Source organism: Acidovorax bellezanensis (genome assembly GCF_025421555.1).
In the GTDB taxonomy this organism is placed as follows: Bacteria; Pseudomonadota; Gammaproteobacteria; order Burkholderiales; family Burkholderiaceae_C; genus Comamonas; species Comamonas bellezanensis.
The window spans coordinates 19116-27511 of record NZ_JAODYH010000027.1; the positions used below are offsets into that span (position 1 = coordinate 19116).

The following is an 8396-nucleotide window of genomic DNA, read 5'->3' on the forward strand; positions in this document are numbered from 1 at the left end:
CGAACCGAGGCTGCCGCCCCTGGCCGGGCGCCCCTAGCCGGGCGCCCCCCTCCACCGAAGGATGAGAGGGGGAAGCGGCGTAAGCCGCTCAGGGGGTACCCAGCCTGTTCAGCCACTGCATGCTGTCCTGCAGCTCGTCGGGACGGATTTCATGCGCGCTCGCGTACTCGTGGTAATCCAGTGCCAGCGGCAGGACCTGGACATGGTCCCGCGTGGCGTGGGCGCTGGTCAGCGGGATCACGTTGTCGTAGCTGCCGTGGCTGACCCACAGCGACTTGCCCTGAAAGGCCGCCGACGGCGCCTGCAGCGCCAGCACTTCAGGCAGCAGGCGGCAATGCCAGACCATGGCGGCCTGCATGTGCTGGGGCTGGGTCAGCAGCAGTGACAACGCCATGATGCCGCCCTGGCTGAAGCCGCCCAGCACCGTGCGCTCAGCCGGGATGCCCAGTTGCTGCTGCACCTGGGCGACGGTACGGGCCAGCAGTTCGCGGCTGGCGTGCTCTTGCGCCGCGTCGATATGGCGCACGCCATTTGCATCCACGGTGAACTGAAACCAGGCATGGGCCTGTGCGCCCATGGCATAGGGTGCACGCAGGCTCAGCACATGGAAATGCGCCGGCACATAGCGCGCCAGGCCAAACAAATCCTGCTCATTGCTGCCCACGCCATGCATCAGCACCAGCAGCCAGGGCGCAGCACCTGGCGCAGCGGGTTCGCGTTGCAAAAACTCCAACGGCAGATCGGTCAAATGGGTCATGGCATTCCTTTTCTGTTCAATCCTGGGGCCAGCGTTGCTGCGGGCGCCCTACCCGGCCATCATGCCTTGCGCAAGAGGTGGCTGCAGCCGCCTGCCGGAAAAATGGGCCCGCCGGCCTCCCGGGACGCAAAGCCTCTCTATGAACAAGCTATTTTGCGCGCCAGGCCGCCGCCGCAACAGCCTGGCCGGCTACAAGCGGATCGCCTGTGCGGTTGAAAGTCTCCAGCCACAGGCCGTACCAGGGGGCTTGCGCCACCTGCCAGGGGTGGAAGCCGGGCCGGAAATAACGCAGATAAGGCCGCAGATGGGCGGTGAACAGGCCATGGGGACCATAGACCCACCACAGCCCCGCGGCCAGCATCTTCAGGCGCTGCGCGCGCGAAAAGCCGTCGGCCTTGAGCATGATGAGGGTGTATGGCAGGACTTGCAGGTTGAAGCTCAGGGTCACTTCGCACAAGGTGTAGACGCGGCGCAGGTAACCGACCTTGGCCACTTTCTGCATCACGTCGAAGGCCACGGCCTTGTGCTCCATTTCCTCCATGGCGTGCCAGGTGTAGAGCGCGCGCATGCGCGGATCGCTGCTGGCCATCGCCCCTCCGGGCACAAAAAAAGTCTGCGCCATGATGGCCGTCAGATGCTCGCTGGCGGCGGTGCAGGCCAGGTTGTGCTTGCCGGGCAGGAAGCGGCGCATGAAGCCGAACAAGAAGCTGCGCGTATAGCCTTCCAGCCGGTCGACATCGATGCCCTGGGCCTTGAGGCTGGCATTGAACTGGCGGTGGATGAGGCCGTGCTGCCCTTCCTGGCGGATGAAGTCCTTGATGGCTTGCTGCAGCCCGGGGTCCGTCACCGCGTCACGGAAGTCGCGCACGCACCTGATGAAATAGCGCTCGCCATCCGGAAACATGAGGGACATGGCGTCGAAAAAGCGGGTCTTGAACGGGTCGCCACCCAACCAGAAACGGGGGATGTCGCCTTGCAGGCCGAAGTCCAGCTTTTCGCGCACGACGATGTGGGGAGAAGTTGTCATGGTGGGCTACTTGAAAAGAGGTGCTTCAGGCCACGGGGCCGCCCTGGCTGAATCGCAGGCGGGGATCGGACACCGGCCCCTGGCGCGGCAGATGGCATGGCCGCTGCGGTCCATGGAACGCCACGGTGCGGGACAGCGCGCGCTTCCAGAATGGCCCAGGACTTCGCCGGGTGCTCCTTTTGCAGATAGCAGGCCGCGCCTATGCCCGACAGGCCTGCCCCGACGATCAGCACGTCCAGGCACACGGGAACACGGTCAACAGACATGGACTCTCCTTGTCGCGACCTGACGCGCCGCGATGAGTCCATGTTGAGAAAAAAAATGCGGCAAGACAAGGTCAAAACCGCGCCAGATCGGATGCCATTTGCTGCGATATGCTGCGGCAGCGATCGCCTCAAGACATGGAACGGCGCCAGGAATTGGCCGGCCCCTGCTGCAATGCACCAGGCCCAGCGGTCACAATCGCCGCATGTCCACGACTGTATGCATTGACGAAGTTCAGTTCAGCGCCATCCGCGCCCAGGGGGCGGGGGGCCAGCACGTCAATAAAGTCTCTTCCGCGGTGCACCTGCGCTTTGACGTGCGCGCGTCCTCGCTGCCCGAGCCCGTCAAGGAGCGGCTGTTGGCACTGCGCGACCAACGCTTGACCTCCGAAGGCGTGGTGGTCATCAAGGCGCAGCAGTACCGCAGCCAGGACATGAACCGCGCCGACGCCTTGGCCCGCTTGCAAGCCCTCGTCGACTCGGTCGCCAAGGCGCCCGTGGTGCGCCGCCCGACCAAGCCCACCTATGGCTCCAAGCAACGGCGCCTGGAAGGCAAGAACGTACGCTCGGCGATCAAGGCGACGCGGGGAAAAGTCGGCGCCGACTAGACCCTCGCACCGCCGACAAGGCGCCAGAAGGCTATGCGGCCTTCAGCCCCAACTCCAGACAGACTAGCAGTTGCGCATCAAAGCGCTGCGGCTGCTCGTACTGCACCCAATGGCCGCTGTCGGCCACCCAGTGCAAGCCGGCGAACCGCGGCGCGGCGCGCTCCAGCACCTGCTGCAGGTCGGCATGCCGGTCCACATAAAGCACATCGTGCACACCGTAGATCGCCTGCACCGGGCAGCTGACGCGGCCCAATGCCTGGGCCAGCACTTCGGTCTGCGACAGGCGCCGGCGCGGCAGGCGATCGCGCACCACGTTGTCCGCATGCAGCGCCAGCGTGTCCGCGTCGATGGCCGCGGGATCGTGCAGCATCAGCGCCTGCAGATTGTGTCTATGGGCCTGCTCGCGCGCCTGGGCGCTTTCCAGGTGGCGCCAGCCCAGCAGGCGCGCTCGCCGGCCGTCGCCCACGCCCAGCCCGGGCGCGCCGACCAGCACCAGCTGGCGCACGGCGTCCGGGTAGGCCGCGGTGAACATTCCGGCCGTCATGCCGCCGAAAGAAAACCCCACCAGGTCACACGCCTTGTTACCAAAAAATGCCTGCAGGCCCACTTGCAAAGGCGCGAGCATGGTGTCCGCATCGAGTCCGCCGGGAACGCCATCCGACTCGCCAAAGCCGGGCAGATCGGGCGCCCAGACTTCGCGGCCCGCGGCCACCAGGGCTTCGATGTTGCGCAACCAATGGGTCCAGCTGCCGCTGCCGCCATGCAGCAGCACCAGCGGTACCGGGTCCGCGCCCGCCCCGCCGCCCCAGGCGTGCCAGACGAGATGGCCGCCTTCGGCACCGCAAGGCGTCTGCACGCGCCGCGCCTGGGCCAGCACCCGGGCAATGGCCTCGGTGACGGGCCGCGCCTGTGCGCTTTCGGTCGGTACGGCGCTCACCATTGCGCGACGGCGTCGATCGCCAGGCCGTAGCCGGCCACGCCAAAGCCGCACATCACGGCGCGGGCGGCGGCAGACAGATAGGAATGGTGGCGAAAGCTCTCGCGCGCATGCACATTGCTGATGTGCAGCTCGACCAAAGGCACGCCCGTGCCTTTGACGGCATCGAGCAAGGCCACGCTGGTGTGGGTATAGGCGGCGGCATTGAACACCAGGCCGGCGAGCTGCCCCTGGGCATGAAGCTGGCCGGCTTCATGGATCCAGTCCACCAGCGCACCTTCGTGGTTGCTCTGATGGAACACCAGCTCCAAGCCGTGGCGTTTGCAGGCCTGCTCGCACAGCGTGCGCACGTCGGCCAGCGTGGCCGCGCCGTAAATGGCGGGCTCGCGCGTACCGAGCAGGTTGAGATTGGGGCCGTTCAGGACATAGACAGTTTTCACACAACACTCCGGACGTCAGACCGCCGGATTATGCGGTCCGCGGCCCCGCCCTGGGGACTATGCGCGGTCAGTCATCGTCACGGTCGTGACCGCGACGGCCATGACCATGGCCGTGGCCACGGTGGCCGTGGTGCTTGTAGTAGTGCTTGTCGTAATACCGGCGCTCCCCCCGCCCGTAATAACCGCGGTACGAAGGCACGACGTACACCGGAGCGGCCTGGTAGACCGGGCGGGGCGCGTAGTACACCGGCGGGGGCGGGGCATAGTAGGCCGGCCCGGAAGCGACGTAGACGGGCGGCGCATTGGCCACGCCCACGGAAATGCCTGGCGACTGCACGCCCACGGACCAGACGACATCGCCGCGTGCCTGCGCTGTGCCGGCACCGGCCAGGGCGGCCAACGCCAGGGCAGCGCCAGCCCAACGGACACGCCACGGTGTCTGGGAAAGGGTTGTTGTTGTCATCAGGAACTCCTCGTTCGAATCAATAGGCGGGCAGCGCTTGCAAGCACTACTTCAGTGCTTAACGCGCGACAAGGCCTGGAGGATGGCGCAAAACCATGGCTAAATTGTTTCTATTCAAGACAAAGGAGTTTCAGTTGGTAAGCACCCGGGAATGGGCTCCGCGCCTAAAATGCAGCAATGAGCTCTCCCGACGCCACCAACACCTCCCCAGAACCGGTCAAGCCGAGTAACTTTTTGCGCCAAATCATCGAGGCCGACCTGGCCCGCGGCGTATATGCCCAGCGCCGCTGGGGCGGAAGCCCTGGCGACGCCGCCCACCATGCGGCGGGCGAACCCGACCCGGCCAAGATCCGCACGCGCTTTCCGCCCGAACCCAACGGCTATCTGCACATCGGCCACGCCAAGAGCATTTGCCTGAACTTCGGCCTGGCACGCGACTATGGTGGCGTCTGCCACCTGCGCTTCGACGACACCAACCCGGAAAAAGAAGACCAGGAATACGTCGACAGCATCATGGACTCCGTGCGCTGGCTGGGCTTTGACTGGGCCCAGGCCGGTGAAGCCCCGGGCAGCGCCGCGCCCTACCAGGCCAGCGACTACTTCGACTTCATGTACCGCGCAGCCGTTTACCTGATCGAACAGGGCCTGGCCTATGTCGACGAGCAATCGGCCGAAGAGATGCGCGCCAACCGCGGCGATTTCACCAAGCCCGGCACGAACAGCCCCTTCCGCGACCGCACGCCGGCGCAGAACCTGGAGCGCTTTCGCGCCATGCGCGACGGTCAGCTGGCCGACGGCGCCGCCGTGCTGCGCGCCAAGATCGATATGGCCGCGGCCAACATCAACATGCGCGACCCGGCGATTTACCGCGTGCGCCATGCCGAGCACCACAACACGGGCAACAAGTGGTGCATCTATCCGATGTACACCTTCGCCCACCCCATCGAGGACGCGCTGGAGCACATCACCCACTCGCTGTGCACGCTGGAATTCGAAGACCAGCGCCCGTTCTACGACTGGCTGCTCGACCAGTTGCTGACTGGCGGCCTGATCGCCGCGCCCCAGCCGCGCCAGTACGAATTCGCGCGCCTGAACCTGACCTATGTGATCACCAGCAAGCGCAAGCTCAAGCATCTGGTGGACAACGGCATCGTGCAGGGCTGGGACGACCCGCGCATGCCTACCGTGGTCGGCCTGCGCCGCCGCGGCTACACCGCGCAAAGCATCCAGACCTTCTGCGAGCGCATCGGCGTGACCAAGGACTACAGTTGGATCGACTACTCGACGCTGGAAGGCTGCCTGCGCGAAGACCTGGAAAACCAGGCCCACCGCGGCATGGCCGTGCTCGACCCGGTCAAGCTGGTGCTGAGCAACTGGGATGACGTCATGGGCGCGGGCCACCTCGAGCCCTGCACCCTGCCTGCCCTGCCCCACCCGCCCGAAGGCGAAGAGCCGGCCCTGCGCCACTTCACCATCGGCCGCGAAGTCTGGATCGAGCGCGAAGACTTCCAGGAAGTGCCGATCAAGGGCTACAAGCGCCTGTTCCCCGGCAACAAGGTGCGCCTCAAGGGCGGCTACGTCATCGAGTGCACGGGCTGCAGCAAGAACGCCGACGGCGAGATCACCGAAGTGCTGGCCACCCTGGTGCCCGACACCAAGAGCGGTACGCCGGGCGCCGACAGCGTCAAGGTCAAGGCCGCCATCACCTGGGTCGGCGTGGCCGACGGCGTGGCCGCCGAAGTGCGCATCTACGACCGCCTGTTCACCGATGCCCAGCCCGATGCCGGCGGCAAGGACTTCCTGGCCCTGCTCAACCCGAGCAGCCTGAAAATCGTCCAGGCCATCGTCGAGCCTTCGCTGGCCAACGCCCAGCCCGATGCCAAGTTCCAGTTCGAGCGCCACGGCTACTTTGTCGCCGACCGCCTGGACCATGCAGTCGGCAAGCCGGTGTTCAACAAGATCACCGGGCTCAAGGACAGCTGGGGCAAATAAGCCCTGACTGCCTACCCAAGGGCTGCCGCTGGCAGCCCTTTTTTATCGAACCACCGACCTCGACGCCTCCATGCAAGCCCTGCTCCAAGCCATCGCCACGATGGAACTGCCCATCGATGCCCAGCGCATTTTCCACGGCCGCGGCGGCCTCTACCCAGGCTGCGAACACTGGGTGCTCGACGCCTATGCGCCGGTCCTGCTGCTGACCAGTTTCCAGCCCGTGGCGGAAGAGGAACTGGCGACCATAGGCGCGGCCCTGGAGCAGCGCTGGCAGCAGATCGCGCCCGAGCAAACATTGAACTGGGTCTTCCAGTGCCGGCACGAAGGCCGCAGCGAAACCCGGCTGATGGCCGGCAGCGTGCCCGACCCGCATGTGGTGACGGAAAACGGCACGCGCTACCGTGTGCATGTGCTCAAGGGCCAGAACCACGGCCTGTTTCTCGACATGGCCGAAGGCCGGCGCTGGGTGCGCGAGCATGTGGCGGCTCACCCCGAGCTGGATCGCCCGGGTGTGAAGGTGCTCAACCTGTTCGCCTACACCTGCGCTTTTTCCGTGGTCGCGCGCCAGGCCGGCGCCAGGCAGGTGCTCAACCTGGACATGAGCCAGGGGGCGCTGACCATAGGCCAGCAAAACCACCAGCTCAACGACATCAGCGACGGCGCAAGCTTTCTGGCGCATGACATTTTCAGCACCTGGGGCAAGATCACGCGCGGCGGCCCCTACCACCTGATCATCATCGATCCGCCGAGCTACCAGAAGGGCAGCTTTGTCGCGACCAAGGACTACGCCAAGCTGATGCGCCGCCTGCCCGACCTGCTGCGCCCCGGCGGCCATGCACTGCTGTGCCTCAACGCGCCCGAGCTGGGCCTGGCCTTTTTGCAGGACCAGATGCAGGTGCTCGCGCCCGAACTGCAGTTTGTCGAGCGCGTGCAGAATCCCGCCGTGTTTGCCGACGTGTCGCCCGAGTGTTCGCTCAAGGTGCTGGTCTACCGGGCGCCGGAAGTCGATGCACCCCAGGCACAATGACTCCATGCCCCTGACCCACCACTTCCTGTCGCGCCGCTTGGCGCTGCAAACCGCGCTGTGCGCGCTGGCCAGCCCATTCGCCGCCCAGGCGGCCGGCCCAGAACTCTGGCCGCGCGATGCGCGCGTGCCCGGCGGCGTGGCCCGGCTGTCGCTGGGCCCGGCGGCGCAGCGCCCCAAGGTACTGGCGGGCGGCCTGCCGGTGCTGGTCACGGGCGACATGATCGAGTGGACGGCCGTGGTCGGCATCCCCTTGTCCGCCGCTGTAGGCCAACACCATGTGCAAGTGGACGCCGGCCAGGGTCCGCAGTCACTGGAATACACGGTGCGCGACAAGCGCTACGCCCAGCAGCAGCTCAAGGTCTCGCCCAAGACCGTGGACTTGTCGCCCGAAGACCTGGCCCGCCATGAGCGCGAGCGCGCCCACCAGCAGCAGGTGATGGCCTTGTTCACCGCCACCGCCAGCGACGACCTGCGCATGCGCGTGCCCGTGCCGGGCCGGCGATCGAGCTCTTTCGGCCTGCGGCGCGTGTTCAACGGCCAGTCGCGCAATCCGCACAGCGGCATGGACATTGCCGCCGCCACCGGCACGCCCGTCGTGGCACCGCTGCCGGGCAAGGTGGTGGATGTGGGTGACTACTTCTTCAACGGCGGCACGGTCTGGCTGGACCATGGCGCAGGCCTGCTGAGCATGTACTGCCACCTGAGCCGGGTGGATGCCAAGCTGGGCGATGTGCTCGCCACGGGACAGTCGTTTGCCGCCGTCGGCGCGACCGGGCGCGTGACCGGCCCGCACCTGCACTGGGGCGTGATGCTCAACCAGACCATGGTCGACCCGGCGCTGTTCCTGAAAGATTAGAACCCCCCCCTGAGCGACTTCGTCGC

At 66.2% G+C, this 8396-nt stretch carries 9 protein-coding genes and 1 pseudogene; 4 read left to right on the top strand and 6 right to left on the bottom strand.

Annotation, left to right across the window (positions count from 1 at the left end):
- Positions 1-88: 88 nt before the first annotated feature.
- The 3 genes and pseudogenes from N0K08_RS23080 to N0K08_RS23330 all read right to left on the bottom strand — a co-directional run.
- Entirely contained in the window at positions 89-748 is a 660-nt protein-coding gene (locus N0K08_RS23080; protein WP_261502791.1) for an alpha/beta hydrolase, read from the bottom strand.
- A 157-nt stretch (positions 749-905) separates the two neighbouring features.
- Complete coding sequence (locus N0K08_RS23085) at positions 906-1784, bottom strand: metal-dependent hydrolase (protein WP_261502781.1); 879 nt, start codon at positions 1782-1784, stop codon at positions 906-908.
- A 137-nt stretch (positions 1785-1921) separates the two neighbouring features.
- A pseudogene (locus N0K08_RS23330) lies at positions 1922-2050 on the bottom strand (NAD(P)-binding protein); the annotation flags it as partial.
- A gap of 203 nt (positions 2051-2253) precedes the next feature.
- Here N0K08_RS23330 and arfB point away from each other — a divergent pair.
- The gene (gene arfB / locus N0K08_RS23090; protein ID WP_261502782.1) at positions 2254-2655 is read left to right on the top strand and encodes an alternative ribosome rescue aminoacyl-tRNA hydrolase ArfB; all 402 of its coding nucleotides are present in this window, start codon (positions 2254-2256) and stop codon (positions 2653-2655) included.
- Between the two features lie 31 nt (positions 2656-2686).
- On the opposite strand, the gene N0K08_RS23095 is transcribed toward arfB, so the two are convergent.
- The 3 genes from N0K08_RS23095 to N0K08_RS23105 form a co-directional block, all read right to left on the bottom strand.
- A complete protein-coding gene (locus N0K08_RS23095; RefSeq protein ID WP_261502783.1) occupies positions 2687-3595 on the bottom strand; it encodes an alpha/beta fold hydrolase in 909 nt (302 codons plus the stop codon).
- Positions 3589-4032, bottom strand: coding sequence for a type II 3-dehydroquinate dehydratase (aroQ, locus tag N0K08_RS23100; RefSeq protein WP_261502784.1), 444 nt, complete (start codon positions 4030-4032; stop codon positions 3589-3591). The genes N0K08_RS23095 and aroQ overlap by 7 nt, the downstream gene beginning before the upstream one ends.
- Positions 4033-4099: 67 nt before the next feature.
- Positions 4100-4495, bottom strand: coding sequence for a hypothetical protein (locus tag N0K08_RS23105; RefSeq protein ID WP_261502785.1), 396 nt, complete (start codon positions 4493-4495; stop codon positions 4100-4102).
- Positions 4496-4672: 177 nt separating this feature from the next.
- Between N0K08_RS23105 and N0K08_RS23110 the strand changes: the two genes are divergently transcribed.
- From N0K08_RS23110 to N0K08_RS23120, 3 genes are all read left to right on the top strand, one after another.
- Positions 4673-6487, top strand: coding sequence for a glutamine--tRNA ligase/YqeY domain fusion protein (locus tag N0K08_RS23110; RefSeq protein WP_261502786.1), 1815 nt, complete (start codon positions 4673-4675; stop codon positions 6485-6487).
- 70 nt (positions 6488-6557) lie between these two features.
- Positions 6558-7514 carry a class I SAM-dependent methyltransferase gene (locus tag N0K08_RS23115; protein WP_261502787.1) on the top strand — a complete coding sequence of 319 codons (957 nt, stop codon included), beginning with the start codon at positions 6558-6560 and terminating at the stop codon, positions 7512-7514.
- A gap of 4 nt (positions 7515-7518) precedes the next feature.
- Positions 7519-8370, top strand: a complete 852-nt coding sequence (locus N0K08_RS23120; RefSeq protein ID WP_261502788.1) for a peptidoglycan DD-metalloendopeptidase family protein — start codon at positions 7519-7521, stop codon at positions 8368-8370.
- Positions 8371-8396 lie beyond the last annotated feature (26 nt).